General features: G+C 36.8%; 17 protein-coding genes. 1 reads left to right on the forward strand and 16 read right to left on the reverse strand.

Annotated features, from left to right (window positions below):
- The 6 genes from AC6CH7_RS24995 to AC6CH7_RS25020 form a co-directional block, all read right to left on the reverse strand.
- The gene (locus AC6CH7_RS24995; RefSeq protein ID WP_498265307.1) at positions 1-2370 is read right to left on the reverse strand and encodes a GAF domain-containing protein; all 2370 of its coding nucleotides are present in this window, start codon (positions 2368-2370) and stop codon (positions 1-3) included.
- A 148-nt stretch (positions 2371-2518) separates the two neighbouring features.
- Positions 2519-3388, reverse strand: a complete 870-nt coding sequence (locus tag AC6CH7_RS25000; protein WP_498265308.1) for an SdiA-regulated domain-containing protein — start codon at positions 3386-3388, stop codon at positions 2519-2521.
- Between the two features lie 13 nt (positions 3389-3401).
- Complete coding sequence (gene ppk1 / locus AC6CH7_RS25005; protein ID WP_498265309.1) at positions 3402-5369, reverse strand: polyphosphate kinase 1; 1968 nt, start codon at positions 5367-5369, stop codon at positions 3402-3404.
- A 7-nt stretch (positions 5370-5376) separates the two neighbouring features.
- Entirely contained in the window at positions 5377-6588 is a 1212-nt protein-coding gene (locus AC6CH7_RS25010) for a Pycsar system effector family protein (protein ID WP_498265310.1), read from the reverse strand.
- Between the two features lie 54 nt (positions 6589-6642).
- Complete coding sequence (locus AC6CH7_RS25015; RefSeq protein WP_498265311.1) at positions 6643-7743, reverse strand: glycoside hydrolase family 183 protein; 1101 nt, start codon at positions 7741-7743, stop codon at positions 6643-6645.
- Positions 7744-7750: 7 nt separating this feature from the next.
- Positions 7751-10681 carry a DEAD/DEAH box helicase gene (locus AC6CH7_RS25020; protein WP_498265312.1) on the reverse strand — a complete coding sequence of 977 codons (2931 nt, stop codon included), beginning with the start codon at positions 10679-10681 and terminating at the stop codon, positions 7751-7753.
- Between the two features lie 115 nt (positions 10682-10796).
- Here AC6CH7_RS25020 and AC6CH7_RS25025 point away from each other — a divergent pair, with 115 nt between their 5' ends.
- The gene (locus tag AC6CH7_RS25025) at positions 10797-11786 is read left to right on the forward strand and encodes an alpha/beta hydrolase (protein WP_498265313.1); all 990 of its coding nucleotides are present in this window, start codon (positions 10797-10799) and stop codon (positions 11784-11786) included.
- On the opposite strand, the gene AC6CH7_RS25030 is transcribed toward AC6CH7_RS25025, so the two are convergent.
- The 10 genes from AC6CH7_RS25030 to metE all read right to left on the reverse strand — a co-directional run bounded on the left by AC6CH7_RS25030 (position 11783) and on the right by metE (position 19857).
- Entirely contained in the window at positions 11783-12646 is an 864-nt protein-coding gene (locus AC6CH7_RS25030) for an NAD(P)-dependent oxidoreductase (RefSeq protein WP_498265314.1), read from the reverse strand. The two genes, AC6CH7_RS25025 and AC6CH7_RS25030, sit on opposite strands and share 4 nt — an antisense overlap.
- Before the next feature lie 13 nt (positions 12647-12659).
- A complete protein-coding gene (locus AC6CH7_RS25035) occupies positions 12660-13298 on the reverse strand; it encodes a 3-keto-disaccharide hydrolase (RefSeq protein ID WP_498265315.1) in 639 nt (212 codons plus the stop codon).
- A gap of 36 nt (positions 13299-13334) precedes the next feature.
- Positions 13335-14033: a zinc metallopeptidase gene (locus AC6CH7_RS25040; RefSeq protein WP_498265316.1), complete on the reverse strand. Its 699-nt coding sequence runs from the start codon at positions 14031-14033 to the stop codon at positions 13335-13337.
- 93 nt (positions 14034-14126) lie between these two features.
- Positions 14127-14321, reverse strand: coding sequence for a hypothetical protein (locus AC6CH7_RS25045; RefSeq protein WP_498265317.1), 195 nt, complete (start codon positions 14319-14321; stop codon positions 14127-14129).
- A 178-nt stretch (positions 14322-14499) separates the two neighbouring features.
- Positions 14500-15138 (reverse strand): SCO family protein, encoded by a 639-nt coding sequence (locus tag AC6CH7_RS25050; protein WP_498265318.1) that lies wholly within the window; start codon positions 15136-15138, stop codon positions 14500-14502.
- Positions 15138-15584: a hypothetical protein gene (locus tag AC6CH7_RS25055; protein WP_498265319.1), complete on the reverse strand. Its 447-nt coding sequence runs from the start codon at positions 15582-15584 to the stop codon at positions 15138-15140. The genes AC6CH7_RS25050 and AC6CH7_RS25055 overlap by 1 nt, the downstream gene beginning before the upstream one ends.
- A gap of 85 nt (positions 15585-15669) precedes the next feature.
- The gene (locus AC6CH7_RS25060) at positions 15670-15969 is read right to left on the reverse strand and encodes a hypothetical protein (protein WP_498265320.1); all 300 of its coding nucleotides are present in this window, start codon (positions 15967-15969) and stop codon (positions 15670-15672) included.
- 116 nt (positions 15970-16085) lie between these two features.
- The gene (locus AC6CH7_RS25065; RefSeq protein ID WP_498265321.1) at positions 16086-16472 is read right to left on the reverse strand and encodes an acyl-CoA thioesterase; all 387 of its coding nucleotides are present in this window, start codon (positions 16470-16472) and stop codon (positions 16086-16088) included.
- Complete coding sequence (locus AC6CH7_RS25070; protein WP_498265322.1) at positions 16472-17485, reverse strand: beta-ketoacyl-ACP synthase III; 1014 nt, start codon at positions 17483-17485, stop codon at positions 16472-16474. The genes AC6CH7_RS25065 and AC6CH7_RS25070 overlap by 1 nt, the downstream gene beginning before the upstream one ends.
- Before the next feature lie 53 nt (positions 17486-17538).
- Positions 17539-19857, reverse strand: a complete 2319-nt coding sequence (gene metE / locus AC6CH7_RS25075) for a 5-methyltetrahydropteroyltriglutamate--homocysteine S-methyltransferase (protein WP_498265323.1) — start codon at positions 19855-19857, stop codon at positions 17539-17541.
- Positions 19858-19912: the final 55 nt, after the last annotated feature.

Here is a 19912-nt window from a genome sequence, read left to right on the forward strand (position 1 = left end):
TTAGTTAATTATTCTTTTTAAGGTTACTCCTATCCTCAGCGCCTTTAATCCCTCTACACCTTGTAATTCTTCTATTTCTAAATATTCAAGATCATTATTCAGTAAACCAACATTTTGTAGCTTTTTAATATACCCGAGGTATTCCCTGGCCTCTGAACTGTTAAAATACACAATTGATATTTTACCAGGCTGTGTTAACCGCTCAGATGTATCTTTGATATGGGCTTTATCAATTCGTTTTTTTACCATCTGATAACGAATATTATAGCTGCCCTCTACATCAAACCTTTGTTCATCAATCCTAAAACTCACATCAATAGGCTTATCGTAAACGAAAATAAGCTGTGTGGTTTCAAGAGGTAAAGAAAAATATGGACCTAAATTACTGGTTGTTTGAGCAATTTCGGCTAGTACCCTCAACTGTTTCAATCGGAATGTACCAAGTAAATTTTCAGACATGGGAATTTTAGGGGCAATAGATTGGCCCAGATAAATATCAAATTCGACGCCATCTGTTCTAAACTTCTCAAAATAGCTCGGATAAATATTCTGAATTTCTGTATTAAATTCATCAAGGTGGCGTGTTACCGCAACATTTATCATTTGCATACTTTTTTCGTAGCGTTCCCTGTTTTCAAAAACCTTTCCGTTAACACTTGTAAGCATGAAATATCTATCTATTATGCTTTTTATTTCTGGGTGGGTATCTCGCAGATGATTTAATGAGGTCGGTATCTGTCTTTGCAAATAATCTTCCGTTTTTAGGATCTCACGATCTGAAAGCTCATCAAGATCTTTATATTTCCAAATTGCTGTTTCATGGGGTATATCGTTTTCCTTACAAGCCGAAACAGTACTCCTCACAGCATTAAGTGTTTCTTCAAGAATCTCGAAATGAACGTACAGATCCCTCCTAATTGCTGCGTTACGCTGTATACTTGAGTTTCTGATATCCACAGCTCCATAAAAAGGATATACATTTCTAAAGAAAATAGGTTCAATAGGCAAATTTCTGTCTCTTGCACCTGATTGTATGTAATTAAGGGCTGCCTCATGAAAACGCCACTGAACAGAGGGCTGCAAAGCAGTAAACTTATCTGTAATTACATCCTGAATCTCATTATTAAAATCTATAATTATGTTATGGAAAAGCTGTGCCAGTAAAGGAAACGCTGCCTCTATTTTTGTGAGGGTGTTTCCGTTAAATTTGGTAGAATCTTTTGTATATAACTCAAGAGCTCCCACAAGTTTTCCATTATAAAACAGCGGAAACAAGGCATACGATTTAATGCCTACCTCATCTAAAAGACTAAGCATAGGGTAAACTTCCGGCTCTTCGTCTGCTATATCCGGAAAAATTAATGTTCGCGGATGGTCAAGATAGTCTTCGATGAGGCTGGAATATTCAGTGTCATCCATACCCTTTTCTTTAGCCAATTGAACTATCTTACTTTGAAAACCAGATTGATCATTGATCAGCAGTTTTTTGTTTAATTTAAGATAAGGCAGCATCCCAAAGTTTACTTCATCAGATCCTACAAGGGTTTTCAGCGCAGTAGCTATATCCCTGCTATGTTGTCCGTTTTGAGATTCATTATGTTCAATAACGAGATTTTTAACTGTCTCTAAAGCATACTCATCTGTAACATCAGTTAAGGTTACAATGGATATCCCCTCAATACTAAAGATATCGGGTGGTATTAGTTTTGTTAATATCTTTAATGAGTTCCGCTCATCTTTAATATAATCCTTAACATCTTTTAAATTATATTCAGGCAGTTTTGTTTTTGCCCTGATATCCAAAAACCTGGTGTCCACATTTAAGCGATAATACTTCAGTAAATGAGTTTCAGGATCTATAATAGACTTAATGGTGAATTTGTTATTGTTTAAAGAGAAGTTGTAAAATTTCTCCAGAATAAGATTATAAAAGGTAGCCAGAAGATTTTTATCCATTTCCTTTTTGGATGGCAAACTCAGGTCTGACTTTAAACTGCACATAGATGGTTCCATGAATACACTATAAAATGCATCAGTACCATAATGAAAACATGGAGAAATAGGTGTACCTATTGCCCAGAACTGTTGACTTTCATCATTAATAATAGGCGATAATGAGGTATAAATTAATTCAAAAAGCGTAGCATAATTGCTAGCGTTCTCTGGAGGTATTGGACTCCTGAGCTCCGGGTAATGATTAAATTGCTCAAGGATATATCTGTAAAAGTTAATCTTGGCTGTTTTTTCCTTGTTTGCTCTTTTTTGAATATATTCAATAAACGGATTTAAGGACAATTTAATATCCGCACCTATCGGATGTTTTCCTGGCTCCTTTATTGTTTGATTTAGATTTAACGTTATTGATTGCATTGATCTATTCGTTACAGAACCTTAATAACAACATTAAAGCGCTGAAATAAATTCTTTAATATAAATAAAAATAACTTGTCAAAGGTAGCACCTGTATTTGCATAATAGGTAAAACCAAGGTAATTATTTAATCTGATTCTGTTTATCTCTAAGGAGTATACTTGAATTTTATAATGTTGCCGTCTGTTAATTCATCTCCTTCGTTAGAGATATACAGATTTAAATCTTTATCAAATGCAATTCCTTCGGGCTGGTTAAATATCGATGAACTTAAACGATGGGCTTCTTTTACATTCCATGTATCATCAGTAATAACCAATAGTTTACTTACCGATGAAATAATATACCATTCATTTGTTTTAGGGTTTTTAGCCATTGCCGAAGCCCGCAAGTCGTTTTTGAATTTAGGATAAACAGACTTAAGTTGTTTTAAATCAATCTTAAAACTACCTGAAGCAACTAATGTATCCTGAGCTGGTTGATAATCCAGTATGTACCCCGTTGCCGTTTTAGCCTTTTTATCATCCGGACAGTTTTTACATAAAAGATACAACTTGCTGGTAGCAGCATCTGCGTACAAACTTTCGTACTCTGCTTTTGGCACCAGGTGTTTAGTTTCTTTTACAAGATCAGAATTTTCTTTGATTGCCTCAGAGAAAGGAAAAGAATAAAGGGCACCACTGCTTTTAAGGACAAAGACCCTGTCATGAAATATGCTGACATCTTCATAATCCCCTCTGGAGCCAAATTTCATGTTCTTTTGCTCCTTAACATCCCATTTTTGTCTGAACAATTTACCTTCTTCATCCTGAATGCTATAGATAGTATCGCTATTACTGTCGTGAAACGCAATACCTGATACTTCAAGCAAACTCGATGGCATATTGAACTTATCCGGTTTAGTTAAATCATAACCCTTTGGACTTGTATATTTTCCCAATGGACTTTTGCATGCATAGGCTCCAAAAAGAGCTAACAAAATAACAATACATAAACACTTAGAGTAGATTCGTTTCATAAATAATTCGGATTTATATTGTATCAGTACCTTTCAGGAATGTATAAATGGATTCCTGAGCGTTATCGTGTAACTGTAAGTTAACTATTTTCATTATAATTTCCTGCAATTTAGCATCATATATTGGGAAACATACTTCAATTCTGCTATAAATATTACGGTTCATCCAATCTGCAGATCCCATATAAATATCCTTATTCCCATTATTCTCAAAAATGAATATTCGACCATGTTCAAGGTAGCGGTCTACAATTCGGGTTACCGTAATGTTTTCACTTAATCCGGCTTGTCCTGGCATTAAACAACAGATTCCTCTTACAATAAGCTGCACTTTTACACCTGCTTGCGATGCTTCATAAAGTTTAGAGATCAGTACCTGCTCTTCAAGATTATTTAATTTTATAGTAATTCCATTGGCCAATCCCGCTTTCGCATTTTCTATTTCTTTTTGTATAAGGTTAAGGAATTTTTGCTGTAAATTAAATTGGGCCACCAGCAAATGCTTAAAATCTATCTGATCTTCTGGTCCAGGTGCCTTTTTATTTTTACTCAAAAAACCGAACAGGGATTCTAGCTCTTTAAGCATAGGCTGATGGGAAGTAAGCAGAATTTGATCTGTATAAAACCTTGCGGTTGATTCATTTAAATTCCCGGTAGCCAGCAGACCTACAAACTCTTCTTTACCACTTATAACCCGCTTTACAAGAGCAACTTTTGCATGCACTTTTAAATCAATACTACTGTAAACAATTTTTACTCCTGCAGCTTTCATTTGCTTAGCCCATTTGATGTTATTGGCTTCATCAAATCTTGCTTTTAGCTCAACAAGTGCGACTACCTTTTTGCCATTTTTAGCCGCGGTCATTAAGGCACTTACAATTCTGGAATTGTTTGCAACCCGGTAAAGTGTGGTGTATATTTCCTGAACAAATACATCATTTGCGGCCTCATTAAAAAATCTGAGTATTGGGTCGTAACTCTGATAAGGGACATTTACAAGTATATCTCCTTTTAAAATCAGATTAAACAATGAATCCTTTTCCGGGATAAGTACAGCAGATATTGAAGGCCATTTTGGATAGCTGAACTCTGCCCCATTCAATGGAAAACTATTCAGATCTTTTAGATTATGGTATCCTCCCCCTTCAACAACAGATGCATTACCTAGCTTTAACGCATATATTAAGCGATATAAGCTCCTTAAAGGAATTCCTGGTTCAATTAGAAAGCGCGTTGCAAAACCGAAATCACGGGTTTCCAGCTGACGTTCCAAGACGGTCGTAATATCTTCTTCTGTGGCATGACCAATCTTTAGTTCTGCATCACGGGTAATTTTAAGATTGTATACTCCCTCTATGGTATCATTTGGGAAGAGGTATGACAAATTATGCTTAATGATGTCTTCCAAAAAAACAACGTATTTATGTCCATCATTTTCTAAAGCATACAGGCGTTGTAAACTCTCCGATGGAACATTGATCAGCTCCAATCGTTCAGCACCAAGTGCATCTTTCAGAATAACCAACTGATAAAGTTTATTATTTTCAGCAAAAAAATCAGTAAGGTCCTTATCAATACAAATTGAATAAATGTAGGCCAGTACTTCGTTAAAGAATAGGTTTACAATTTGATCTGCTATTTGTGCAGGGATAGGTGTATTATAAATCCAATGTATATCGTGACTGGTCAGTTGCGGAAGTATTTGGTCTGCAACGATTGCTCCAAATTTCCTTTGCTGTCTGTTAATTTCTGTTTTGGCAAGCGCATAGTTTCCCTGACCATCGATATTCTGCCGGTACTCATCAACAGCCATCAACACCGGCATCCTTACCCGATAAAATTCATCCAGATTAGAAGAATAAATAGAGAGGAACTTAATTCTTTCTAAAATTGGAACGGTATCCTTTGCTGCTTCCAGAAGCACCCTTTCATTAAACCCAAGCCAGCTTAGATCTCTGTTATAAAACACCGCTTCTCCCATAAAGTTATTACATTGTTACCAGAGCAGACGCAATAATAAAGGCCAATACGGCTGCAACAATACCAAACATAAAAACATTGTAGGCAATTCTTAACAACCTGTATTTACGACCTAAAACTACACCCTGGGCGTATACGTCTTTTATCAGACTACCATATAAAAAATCACGATCGTCCATCATTTTAATCATCCCACTTTCATAATCCGGCAAACTCATCCGGTAGAAATTACCGAAGAACAGCAGGTTCACCCGTTTTTCCTTAATGTCGTCTGGTGTGAATACACCAGTAGGAATTGAGGGTCTGGTGGCAAGTATAGAAAACACCATAGTAACCACGCAAATGATCAGCAAAAGTAATGTTGGAATAATCAAATGAGGGTTATCCTCAAGTTTACGCAACAGTACACTTAAAATAACTGAAAGGATAATTGAATTGGTAGATATCATTATATGAGCCTTATTATCGGCCATATCGCTTAAGCGCTGATGGTTTGTGGAGGTGATTCTGAACATAGTTTCAATACCTCGCCCTGGTTTATCACTTTTATTCTTTTTATCTCCTTTTGTTTCTTTTTCTTTAGAATCTTCCATTATAGAAACTCCCGTTATATCCACGTTTTGTTCTTTTATAAGTTTATTTTCCAGTTCTGCAAGATTTTCTGCCTTTTTAGCATTTAGCAGTTGCTGGCAGAATTCCGTATGGTAATGATGTGCTTTAAATAACGCTATCGTTTTAATTCGCCAGGTAGTCTTATCAATTTTATGCTTATCAAACGCTTCGGCTTCTTTACGCATTAACCTATTGCGTTCTTTAAACCTATCGCTTCCCAGATGAAAAAGATCTGCATCACAAACAATCTGCTGCAATAGTCCTTCCGGATTTTGAGGCATTTTGGTAGCCATAATACAACCCTTCACCTGATCAATTATTTCCGGAGAAACATCTTTATCAGACAAAAAATCGTTGGCTAACCCCGCTCCTTTGATTTCATGCTGAGTGCAATCAAGAAAATATCCCATATCATGAAACCAGCTTGCGGCAACAACAATAAAGAAATCCTGGTCGGATAGTTGGTAATGGTTAGCAATTCTAACTACGTTTTCAACAACCTGCTCCGTGTGATGTAAATTATGATAAATAAAACGTTCGTCTTCGTGAGACTGAAACAAGCTTGCAACATGCGCTCTAAGCAGATCTAATAATTCCCGGTATTGCATTTTTCAGTAGTTAGTAGGTACTTTATTAATTGTATAAATATGGTGTAAGTATATCTAATCTGCAAATTTTAGTTTAGCCTTCATCAGAAAAACATTATAAGGTTTCCACATAGACATCAGAAAATAAAAATCATCACTATTCTCATTTGCAGGGTGCATAAATGCGCCATACAATCCCGGATATTCTGTTGCTTTTACTAATGTTTTCTCGGAGCTCCAGGGGCCTGTAATGTTTTCAGCATCTCTCAATACAATTTCGGCTTTCTTTTCATTTAAATAGGTGATGATCCATCGCTTAAACTTTTTATTATATGCCAGCGAAAGTTCGCCTAAAGGTGCATCAATTATCACATCAGCACTATTCTCATCATTTTTAACCCAGCCTTTTGTGTTGCTCCAGTATTCGTAAGCGGCCTGCTTTAAAATATCGCTTTCCTTAAAACGGGCAAGGTGAGCTGATCCCCAGCGACCCGGAACAGTACCTACCATATACACAAAACCGTCTTTTTTAGCATAGGTAACCTGTGCAAAATTACTTAAAGCTCCAAAGCGTATCTCCTTGCATTTCAACCAATCCCGGCCATTGTTAGTAGATTTGTGCAAGCCAGAATAGTTTGTAGTCCAGCTTCCAATGCTACCCCATTTTCTTACATCCATATAATGAACATAATCTGCACCGGCGGCATGTATCGCCGCAGTTGGAATGGTTGTATGACTGCCTGTACCATCTGTAATGTGTGGACTTGGAACAATCTGATGGGCTACCATACTACCAAAAGTAAGCCCGTCTCCTAGATTTTTATCAGTCGATAATCCCAATACGTTGGACCGCCAGTTGCCAGCTTTGCCTGGACCACCTTCATTTACCACTATAAAATCGTTACCATAAGTATCACCAAAAAAGAAACCTACTTTTCCATTCCCCATTTTCCAGGCTATACCTAAATCTGTACCTCCTACATCGTAAAGCTCATTTGTTTTATTTGGATTTGGTAAGGTTTCTCCCGAAATGGATTTGCCGGTTACACGGGCCAAACGCTCCAAATTAAATGGAATAATATCCCTTTTTGCTACTATGAACGCATAAAACGATAGTGAAAGCAAAATTCCAGAGAACATAAGTATTCCATTTCTGATGTATTTATTTTTTAACATATATCTATTAACCTAATAATCCCAATAAATCTTTTTTTGTCAGCGTCTTAAATATTGACTCTTCTGTTTTTATCAAATCTGTAGCCAGATCTTTCTTGCTATCCTGCATCTTCATAATCTTCTCTTCAATTGTATCAGGGCAAATTAACCTTACCGCCACAACATTTTTTTGTTGTCCGATGCGATAGCTTCTGTCAATCGCCTGATTTTCGACCGCCGGGTTCCACCAAGGATCGATCAGATAAACATAATCGGCCTGAGTTAAGTTCAAACCCGTTCCTCCTGCCTTTAAACTAATTAGAAAAACACGAATATTTGGGTTATCCTGAAAAGATCCGACCACGGCAGATCTGTTTCTGGTTTGGCCTGTTAAATATTCAAAACCAATACTTTTATCGACAAGCTCTTGCTTTACCAGATCAAGCATAGTTACAAACTGAGAAAACACAAGAATCTTATGATGAGGAGACTTATTTTCTATCTGTTCAATTAATACATCCAGTTTAGAGGATGTATTTTCATGTTTACCTTCTTTTAGAATTGCCGGTGAATTACAAATCTGCCTTAATTTGGTAATTCCCTGTAAAACATGCATACTGCTCTTGGCAAGTTCATCTTCAGATTTACCTATCAGATAATCACGAATTTCTTCCTTATTGGCTTCGTAAATATCACGCTGCTCTGCTCCCATTTCACAATATATCACCATCTCGGTTTTATCAGGCAGTTCCTTGGCTACCTGCTCCTTTGTGCGCCTAAGTATAAATGGATTGATCTTTTTTTGTAGTTCCAAAGCGCTTCTGGTATTTTTAAATTGATCTATCGGTACAGAATAAAGCCGCTTAAACTGCTGTTTGGTTCCAAGCAAACCAGGGCAAGCAAAGGACAACTGCCCATATAAATCGAATGTATTGTTTTCTATCGGCGTTCCGGTAAGCACAACTTTATTTCTCGATCTCAATAAGCGAACGGCTTTATAACGTTGCGATTCGGGATTCTTAATTGTTTGTGATTCATCAAGAAAAATATAGTTAAACCTGTATTCTTTAAGGAACCTGATATCAGCCAATAGCGTTCCGTACGAAGTTAAAATGATCTCATAATTATCGAAATCATGAACTACTTTGGCTCGATCTGTACCGTATACAGTCCGTATTATAATGGATGGAGCAAACTTCTCTACTTCCTGTTGCCAGTTAAAAATAAGTGAGGCCGGAACCACCACTAAATTGGTATTGTGATGGCCTTTCTCCCGCTGTGAAAGTATGAATGCGAGTATCTGGATGGTTTTACCCAATCCCATATCATCTGCCAAACAAGCTCCAAAATTAAAACCATCTAAAAAATTCAACCAGTTTAAACCTTCTCTCTGATATCCACGGAGCGTGGCATTAAGTCCTGAAGGAACTTCTACTTCTTTAATAGATTCAAAATCAGACAATTTAGAGCGATAAAGTTTCATTTCATCTTTAACTATTTCATCTAGTTGCTCCAGTTCATACAATTCGTCAACCGAAGCATAATTAATTTTTGAGGTACGAATAGTTTCTTCCACTAACTCTCCTGCACTAAAATAGCCCGTAAACTTTTCAATCCATTCGTCAGGCAATATCCCTAGCGTCCCATCATCCAATTGAACAAATTTACTTTTGTTACGGATTGAACGATGCAGGTGTTTTAATGAGACCGCCTGCTTATCAAATTTAACTTTTACAGATGTTTCGAACCAATCTATGCCACTGATCACGTTAATGGAAATATCAGCTTTATATGGGTTTAAGTTATTGTTCTTTAATTCATTAAAACCAAGAATTGTTATCCCTTTATTTCGCCATGCCTCAAAAGCATTCAGGAACCAGTTGTCTTCTATAAATCTCTTTTTATGAAGGTAAAAGCAATCTGCATGCGCTTGCTCGGGCAATTCCTGTACCTGTTCATAAAAGAACGGGTGCTCTCTTGAAATATTGGATATAAACTGGAACTCTGTATCCTCATCTCTATTTAATGTAAATATGTTTCCTCTTTTGTCTTTAGCTCTAATTTGCTTTTTAGAAAGTATCGGAATTTCCAGACTGCCATATCTGACAACAGGTGTAACCAGTACAAAATCCTCTGATTCAGATAAGTAGATGATCTGTTCATTATCAAGATCAAATCCCTTTTCTTCTATTTGTTTTTTGGTGGCTGTTTTTAAATAAGAATAACTGATCTTAACCTTATCCTCTAATTTAGAAAGTATGTTTTCCTGAAACAGTTCAAATTCTGATCTGTGCACTACTATAATATCATTATGCTGTTTGAAAAATGTCAGCACGCTCAGGAAGTAAGGATTGTTTATCAGGTAAAGTGTATTGCTTAATTGAATAAAATAATGATACTTTACTTTAAGCATATCCAAAGAGAAAGGCTTATTTTCCAGCATTAGCTTGGCAGAAACCTCAAAAAAATCCCCTTTTTCATCTACAGTTAAAGTAAGATCAACCTTTAAAACCTTTAGCTGCCCCGGTATAATAGATGATGCGGTAATATTCGTTGAAACTTTATCGTCATGAAGGTAGACATCCAATCCCAGTGGGTTTTTAGCCAATGCTTTAAGCCCTTCCAGATCAGATTCTGATTTACCTGCATCATAGTTGTTTCTGAACTTTGAAATGCCGGTATAAAACTTCAGTTCCTCCTGAATTTCTGTTTTCCAGATCATGTCAGTCGGGTCAATAAAAGTAAGTGGGTTTTTAGGTTTGCCGTTTAAAGTGATTTCAGCTTCTGCAAGTTCTACTACCAAATGTCTGTAAAAACGATGCTGACTAAATATCAATATCATTTTAGTATTGCCCTTTGTTTCAGATACAGGAAGCTTAACACTTTGCTTGGCATTTAAAATCGGCTTCAGCGTAGAGAAGTCAAAATTTTCCGAGTTGTATCCTTCTTTTTCTGTCATTCAGTAATGTAATAGCGATGTGCTAAAGATAACAATAAAATTAAGGGTCTTGGATCATTAAATGAATTGATTCTGTCAGTGAAAGTTTTATATTTATAATCAAGAATACCCTAATATGAAGAAAATACTGATAAGGATTGGTCTAGGTTTAGTAGCTGTTACAATTTGCGCCTTTTTAGCATTTAAATTTACGCCATGGCCTTCTGCATTGTTAATCAGGTATGTCTTTAATAAAGAAGCTGTTAGGGTAAACGAAGCATTAAGCAAACATGTACCATCAGGAATAACCTCACTAATTGACCTGCAATATAAGGTTGCTGATAAAGATGCTAAGCTTGATGTTTATTACCCATCTGCCAATCAGAAAACTTTGCCTGTAATTGTATGGGTTCATGGGGGTGGTTGGATTTCGGGTAACAAAGCACACATAAGCAATTATTGCAAAATACTAGCTTCAAAAGGGTTTGTTGCTGTTTCTATTGATTATTCAATAGCTCCCGAAAAAAAATATCCAACACCAGTTATACAAAGTAATGCCTCGCTGGCCTATTTATTGACTAATGCAAGAAAACTACACATAGACACAACAAATTTTATACTGGCAGGCGACTCTGGTGGCGCACATATTGTTGCCCAATTGGCTAATATAATTACAGACCCTGGGTATGCCCACTTAATGAATATAGCCCCCTCTATTGGTAAAAACCAGCTCTCTGGATTACTTTTATATTGCGGCCCATATGATGCGCAAAGCATTAACCAGAATGGAACTTTCGGGACGTTTATTAAAACAGTACTCTGGTCTTACAGTGGTGAAAAGGATTTTCTGGCTTCTGAAAAATTCAGAACCGCCTCAGTTATAGATTATGTTACAAGCAAGTTCCCAGCTTCTTTCATTTCAGCCGGGAATGATGATCCTTTGCTTCCTCAATCACTGGTTATGGCCAGGAAACTTAAAAGCTTAAACGTAAAGGTTGACACTCTGTTCTTTAAACCTGATTATAGTCCTAAATTGCCGCACGAATATCAATTTAACCTGGATAAAAGTGCAGGTAAACTTGCACTTGAAAGCAGTGTAACGTTCCTACATAGCATTACACGCTAAGCCTTTTCCAGATATTTAATTACGGCCATAAGATCCTGATCGCCAAGACCTCCTTCATTCATTGCTGCACTAAAGGTATTCAACAGTGGTACGGATAATGGTGAAGAAAGACCAGCTTCTTTTGCCAACTTTAAATCTTTAACAATATATTTAAGCGCAAAGGCCGCTGGATAACTGTTATTTAAAACCGATGGTGTTTTAATTTTGATAATTCCATTTCCGCATGCTCCTTCATTTATAATGGTTAACATATTTTCTTTGCTTATTCCATTTTGTTCGGCAAAAAGAACCGTCTCAGCAAGCGCTTGTATATTGATACCAAGCAGGTAATTGATTGCCAGCTTTGCCGAACTGCCTGCTCCCGCCGGACCTAAGTATAAAGAAAGTTTTCCCAATACATCAAAAAGGGGTTTTGCCTTATCATAGTTCTCAGCACTACCGCCAACCAGAATAATCAATGTTCCGTCGTGGGCTGGCTTTACACTTCCAGAAACCGGAGCCTCAATAAAATTCATCTTGTGCTTTTCAGAAAGGGCAGATAAATATTTTGATGTTTCTGGAGCAACAGTACTCATATCAATCAACAATTTACCTGAGTTTTCTCCAGATAGCAGACCATTGGTTTCATTATAAACTTCCTTTACCGCATGATCATCAGATAACATGGTAAAAACAACATCACAAGAATCAATCAGTTCACGAAGATCTTTAGCCGATTGCGCCCCTGCATCTGTCAATTCCTTTTCTTTATCCTTGTTCCTGTTGTAAACTTGTACTTCGTATCCTGCGCTCAGCAAGTTTGCAGCCATAGCGCTGCCCATATTGCCAAGCCCAGCCCAGCCAATCTTCAAATTATTCATAGTTTTTATTTAATTAGTTGGGCAACGGCCTAACCTTAATATCTTTATAATAGATGACACTACCCGGATCATGTCCTTGTAAGGCAAAGGTACCTTCAGAAATAGCTTTACCTCCAACATTTTCCTCTGCAACATTATCAGGCTCAGTATATTCAACAACTGTTTTTCCGTTTATTTTTATGATAACGTTTTTATCTTTAACCATGATATATTCTTCATACCATTCATTGTCTTTTACATAAGTTTCTTTCACATCCTGAACTGCATATAAGCTTCCTGTTCTTCGCCAATCACTATGCGAGTTGTTTACCTGAACTTCGTGGCCTTTACCCGGGAACCCCTCCTGCTGGAAAACTGTATGGAAATAAATTCCTGAATTTGCACCAGGCTTAGTCATTACCTGTGCTTTAAATTCAAAGTTTTTAAAATTATGATTACTTATTGAACCATCATAAAATAAATGAGAAACAGGCCCTGCCACCTTTATGGCACCATTCTCTATGCTAAACGTTTCAGGATTTTGATTTTTTTTCCAACCGTTAAAAGTTTTGCCATCAAATAAACTAATCCAGCCGTCTGATTTCTGTTGCTTAACGCTGGAACAAGACAACAAAAAAATAGAGAAAGAACAAAGTACAAGGAATCTTTTCATTGATGTATAATTTTAGATTCAATATAGGTTATTTTGTTAGTTCCTATCTCTACTGTTTACAAAAAGTAAAATATAATACAGTAAGGTAGCTATTGAACTTATTGCAGCCACAACGTATGTCCTTGCAGCCCATTTTAGTGCATCAGCTGCTTTATCATGCTCATAAGGCGTAGTAATATGATTATTTTCAAGCCATTTTAATGCACGGCTACTCGCGTCATATTCAACTGGAAGTGTAATAATTGTGAAAACGGTGGTGATCGCAAACAAGATAATTCCCACCAATAAGATCGTAGGGTTAGCGCGGCCTATTAAAAAGCCCAGGCCTGCAAGTATTACCCATTGAGAAAGTTGAGTACTGATATTAACAAGAGGAACAATAGTACTTCTAAATGTAAGCATACTATATGCTGTAGCATGTTGAACCGCATGACCACATTCGTGGGCCGCCACAGCCGCAGCCGATATGCTTCTGCCCTCAAAAACATCAGGACTCAGGTTTACCGTCTTATCCTCAGGATTATAATGGTCGCTTAAATGTCCAGGTGTGGAGATCACCCGAACATCATGAATACCATTATCAGAAAGCATTTTTTCGGCGATCTCTCTACCACTCATGCCATTGGCAAGTCCAATCTCACTATATTCTTTAAATTTGCTTTTAAGTCTGTTGCTGACAATAAGACCTACAACAAACATAATTCCTGCTATCAGGTAATATCCCATTAACCCCATGCTTTTAAACTTTTTATTTAGTTAATAAACAAACTTGTATAAATAACAATTTAGATTCAAATTGGTTCTTAGTAGCACTTGCCAGCTTCAATTTCATTTATGCTTTTCAAAAATCTGTTCTAATTCTGCTACCGACTCATGAAGTAAATCTGCTGTCGCCAGCGCAATTACTGCCTCACTAATATGAAGCAAGTTGATTTCATGAACTAATCTTAAAATTTCATCTTGTCTAAATTCCAGACGGGCTTTAAACTCAATTAAATCATTTTCTAGTTCTACGTTTACCATAAGAGTTAGATGTTAGTTCAGAGAAGGCAAAAATATTTAATTTAATGAGCAAATCATCATGACATAAAGATAAAAAATTATCGATATATTCTACAAAATTATCATAAAAATCATAGCATTTCAGTTAAGGCCAGCCCATAGCCAGCCCTAACAAAATGAGATAAAATTAGAAGGTTTTCTATTTTTTATATTCTGCCAATAACGTGTCCATGTCTCCCAGTAACTTCTTTACATCTGCATCATCAGTGCCGTCGTAAACACCTCTTATGCGTTTCTCTTTATCCACAAGTGTCAAATATCCTCCGTGAACAAAACCACCTGGAGCGGCTTTATCTTCTTGCGCAGCTGCCAGATAATTGCGTTCAGCAAGGGTATAGATTTCGTCCCTCGATCCCCATAAATATTCCCATTGCGTTCCCTTAACTCCAAGTTTATCAGCGTAGGCTTTCATTCTTGAAGGGGTATCATACTTTACGTCGATAGTATGGGAAGCAAGTTTTACTTCCGGATTTCCTTCATACTTCTTATAAATCTTAAACAGATTACGGTGCATAATAGGACAGATTGTAGGGCAAGAGGTAAAAAAGAAATCGGCAACGTAAATTGTTCCATCGAAATCCTTTTGAGTTACAACAGCACTGTCCTGGTTCAATAACTTAAATGATGGAATAGTTCTAAATGCCGTATCGGCAACAGTTTTTCCATCAACCACCTTTTCGGAAATTTCCATTTGTAAGAAAGGTAGTCGTTTAGTCTCATTCTTACAGCCTAAAGCAAAAAGGCTAATCATTAGAGCCCCAAAAAGCAAATTCCTCATTACTTCTTAAATTTACGTAGGTAATCATCAGACAATTTAATTTCCTGCTTATACAAGCTATCAATAACCTCTATTTTCTTCTTTTCATCTTGAAAATACTGAACTGCAACTTCATTTGATTTGCCAGTTACATCAGGCTCAAATTTGTGCATCCAATCGTTCATCTGATCTTCAGCCTTACTTAAATCATTTACCATTGCTAATATGGCTTGTTTTTCCTTTAAGGTATCGAGATCAGGAAATTTGATTTTTAACCCACTAAGGTTCTTCAACAAAGTATCTAATTTCATTTGATTTCCAACAAGTGCACTATGATCACCCATTACCACATCATGAAACTTCATTACTTCATCACGAACAGCTTTGTAATCTGTTGTACCGTTCTTTTGCTGCGTGCATGCAACAGTTATTAGCGCTATAAAAGCGACAAAAATTATTTTCTTCATTTCTAAATATTAAAAATTTATAACTACCCTAAAAACCTCAAAACAGCACAGTTGATCTTCCTAACACATATCTGTACTATTTGTCTTACCCCTTTATCTGTGGCGGATGAAATATAGAATTTTTAATACTTTGCGGTATTCCGGTAGAAAAAGGAATATGAAATTTGATTTCCGCTAATGAATATTGCCTAAAAACCAGAGGCTTAACAATTAAAGCATCTTGTATCTGTGTTTTCTGCGACTGCCTCTCTTGCTTTTGCTCTTTATCTTGTGCTTGTTTTAATTTCTTCATTAAATAGCACTTGCCATTACAATGCATTTGAGGTTTGTCTCTATTTTCACAGAGTTCGGCAGCAATATATTTCTGATTTACTTCAAAACCCATAAACACAAATAAATTCGAGCAATTTGCACTAAGCAAACTAAACAAAAGTAATATGGTTATGGGTTTTAATAGCATTATGCGACAAATGTAAGCATCATAAATGACGATTCATTTACCTACTTTAATATTGAGGTTGGTTTTTTATTCTCGTCGATCGCTACAAACGAAAACTCTCCGGTTACTGCTCTTTCTCTATGCTCAGAATACATCTGTTCAATAAAAATCTCTACACTAACTTTAAGGCTTGTATTACCGATATGATTTACCCTCCCCACCAATTCCACAATTGTGCCTGCAGGAATTGGTTTCTTAAAATCTATCCTATCACTACTTACAGTTACCATAATTTGTCTGCTAAAACGGGTAGCGGTAATAAAAGCTACCTCATCCATCATGTGCATAGCAGTACCACCAAATAATGTATCGTAATGATTGGTTGTATTTGGAAAAACGGCTTTAAAAATTCTAGTCTCCGAAGCCGTAATTTTATCTTCTAATGTCATTAAATTGATTGTTTATTTCTTAGGTTACCCCATTTCAAATAAGTAGCGCCCCATGAAAAACCAGCACCAAATGCGGTTAACATCAATTTGTCGCCATACTTGAAATCATCTTTAAAGTCCCATAAACACAAAGGAATGGTTGCTGCGGTTGTGTTACCATATCTATCAATATTAACCTTAACCTGATCTTCCGATAACCCAAGATAATCACCCACAGATTGGATAATTCTTAAATTAGCCTGGTGAGGGATAAGATAATTGATTTGTGAACTCTCAAGATCGTTAGATTTTAAAACCTTGTTACAAGTATCTGTCATACCCTGAATTGCCGCTTTAAATACAACGCGACCATCCTGACGCACGTAATGTAACTTATCATCAAGTGTTTGTTGAGATGCAGGGAATTTAGATCCTCCTGCGGTAACAATCAGATTTTCCTTACCACTACCGTCAGTTCTAAAATAGCTATCCATTAAACCTACAGGTTCTTCAGTTTGCTCTAATAAAACTGCTCCGGCGCCGTCTCCGAAAAGAATGCAAGTATTACGATCGGCATAGTTTATTATCGAACTATTTTTATCAGCACCAATAACAACTACTTTTTTACAACGACCACTTTCAATCATACTTGCACCAAGCGTTAGCGCATATAAAAAACCACTACAAGCTGCGTTAGTATCAATACCCCATGCATTTCTTAGACCTGCCTTTTCACAAACCATACTCCCGGTCGATACCATTACGTAATCGGGTGTTGAGGTAGAGACAATTACACAATCAATTTCATCTGGATCTACATTTCCTTCTTCCATCAATCTATTCAAGGCATAAGTAGCCATGTCCGATGTAGCAATATTTGGATCATTTACTATTCTTCTCTCCTTTATCCCGGTTCTGGCAACAATCCACTCGTTATTGGTATCTACCATCTTTTCAAGGTCATGGTTACTTAAAATAGTGTCCGGAACATAACCCCCAACCGCGGTAATCACCGCATTTTTCCTTATTCTCATTTATGTTTATGTAATTCTGTAAAAGGGGCAGGCATAAAACCTGCCTCTTTTTTTTACAAAGTTACGGCTTCTTCCACATATTCCCGCAGTACTTTTGCAGCTGCGACCATTTCTATTAAAGCTTTTTTTGTTTCATCCCAATGGCGGGTCTTTAAACCGCAGTCAGGATTCACCCAAAGTTGGGCTGCCGGAATAACAGATTTGGCCTTTTCAAGTAGTAAAACCATCTCTTCTTTGCTCGGAACCCTTGGCGAGTGAATGTCATAAACACCCGGGCCAATTTCATTAGGATATTTAAAATCAGCAAAGGCATCTAATAATTCCATCTGTGATCTTGAACATTCTATCGTAATTACATCAGCATCCATATCTGCAATGTTCTGAATGATGTCATTGAATTCGGAGTAGCACATATGTGTGTGAATCTGAGTTTCATCTTCAACTCCACTTGCTGAGATGCGGAATGCCCTTACTGCCCAATGAAGATAGCTTTGCCAATCAGCCTTACGCAATGGCAAGCCCTCACGAATAGCCGGCTCATCGATCTGGATAATCTTAATACCTGCCTTTTCAAGATCCACAACCTCGTCTCTAATTGCAAGCGCAATCTGTGTACAGGTTTCTGACCTTGGCTGATCATTTCTAACAAACGACCATTGCAAAATAGTTACCGGACCGGTAAGCATTCCTTTAACCCATTTTTCGCTAAGTGATTGAGCATATGCTGACCACCTAACAGTCATTGACTTAGGGCGATGTACGTCACCATAGATAACTGGTGGTTTTACGCACCTACTACCGTAACTCTGTACCCAGCCATTTTTAGTAAAAGTAAAACCTGCAAGTTGTTCACCAAAGTACTCAACCATGTCATTACGTTCAAATTCACCGTGTACTAAAACATCAATACCGGACTCTTCCTGAAAACGAATCGTTTCTTCGGTTTCCTTTTCGATTAACGCATCGTATTCTGCAAGTGTCAAGTCGCCCTTTTTATATTTAGCTCTCCAGCTTCTTACCTCAAGTGTTTGCGGAAATGACCCTATCGTCGTTGTTGGGAACAAAGGAAGCTTTAATGCTTTATGTTGTGCTTCTCTACGAATTGCGAAAACATTTTCTCGATTTTCATCTTTAGTAGTTATACCAGCAACTCTTTGTTTTACGGCCTGATTATGGATTAAGGAAGAAGTTTTGCGGTTTTCATTCGCATTAATATTCTCCGCCAGTTTTTCGGCTGCCGCATCTTCTCCATTAACCAATTGTTTTAAAGTGACAATTTCATCTACCTTTTGCTTAGCAAACGAAAGCCATTGCTTAATCTCTGGAGTTAAAACAGATTCATTTGTTTCCAGTTCAAGATCACATGGAGAATGTATAAGCGAACAAGATGAACTTATTATTAATCTTCTAACACCAACATCGGCTTGTGCAGTTTCAATTAGAGCTAATGAAGCTTTAAAATCATTTTTCCAGATGTTTCTTCCATCAACAACACCAACTGATAAAACTAAATTAGAAGGAATAGCATCCAAAACAGGCTGCAATTGCTCCGGATTACGCACAAGATCAATATGCAGTGCAGTAACCGGTAAGGATGTTGCTAAATCCGTATTGTCTTTTAAAGCTTCAAAATAGGTAGTAAGCAATGTTTTAAGATTAGGGAATTGCTTTTTTATTTCCGCATAAACATATTTATAGGCTGCTTTATCTTTATCTGTTAAATCTAAAGAGAGAAAAGGCTCATCAAACTGTACCCATTCAACATGTTGCTCTTCTAGTTTCTTTAAAATATCGATATATACCGGAAGCAGATTTCTAATAAGGTCTATCCTGTCAAACCCAGCTTCCTTTTCTTTACCAAGCAAAAGGTAAGTAACCGGACCAATAATTACAGGTTTGGTTTTAATGCCTAATCTTTTACTCTCATTGTATTCATCTAATATTTTAGTAGAAAACAGCTTAAATTGCTGATCCTTTACAAATTCAGGAACAATATAATGGTAGTTGGTATCAAACCATTTGGTCATTTCCATGGCTGTAATATCCAGATCATCTTTCTGATGCCCTCTGGCCATTGCAAAATAAAGGTCCAATTCTGAATTGCCTTTATTTAAAATTACCTCATGATAACGCTTAGGAATTGCTCCAACCGTTAACGAAAGATCTAATACCTGATCATAGAATGAAAAGTCATTACTGGGAATTAAATCAATACCCGCGTGCTTTTGTAATTCCCAATTTTGCTGGCGGATGTTTCTCCCAACCTGCACCAGGTTCTGAATTGTTGTTTTGCCCGACCAATACTGCTCGCAGGCTTTTTTGAGTTCTCTGTTGCTACCAATTCGCGGATAGCCTAGATTGTTTGTTAGCATTTTTCTTGCATTTAATTGAAAAAATCAGTTAAAAGCCCTTTGCTGAACTTCGCAA

Source organism: Pedobacter sp. GQ55, from assembly GCF_059758925.1.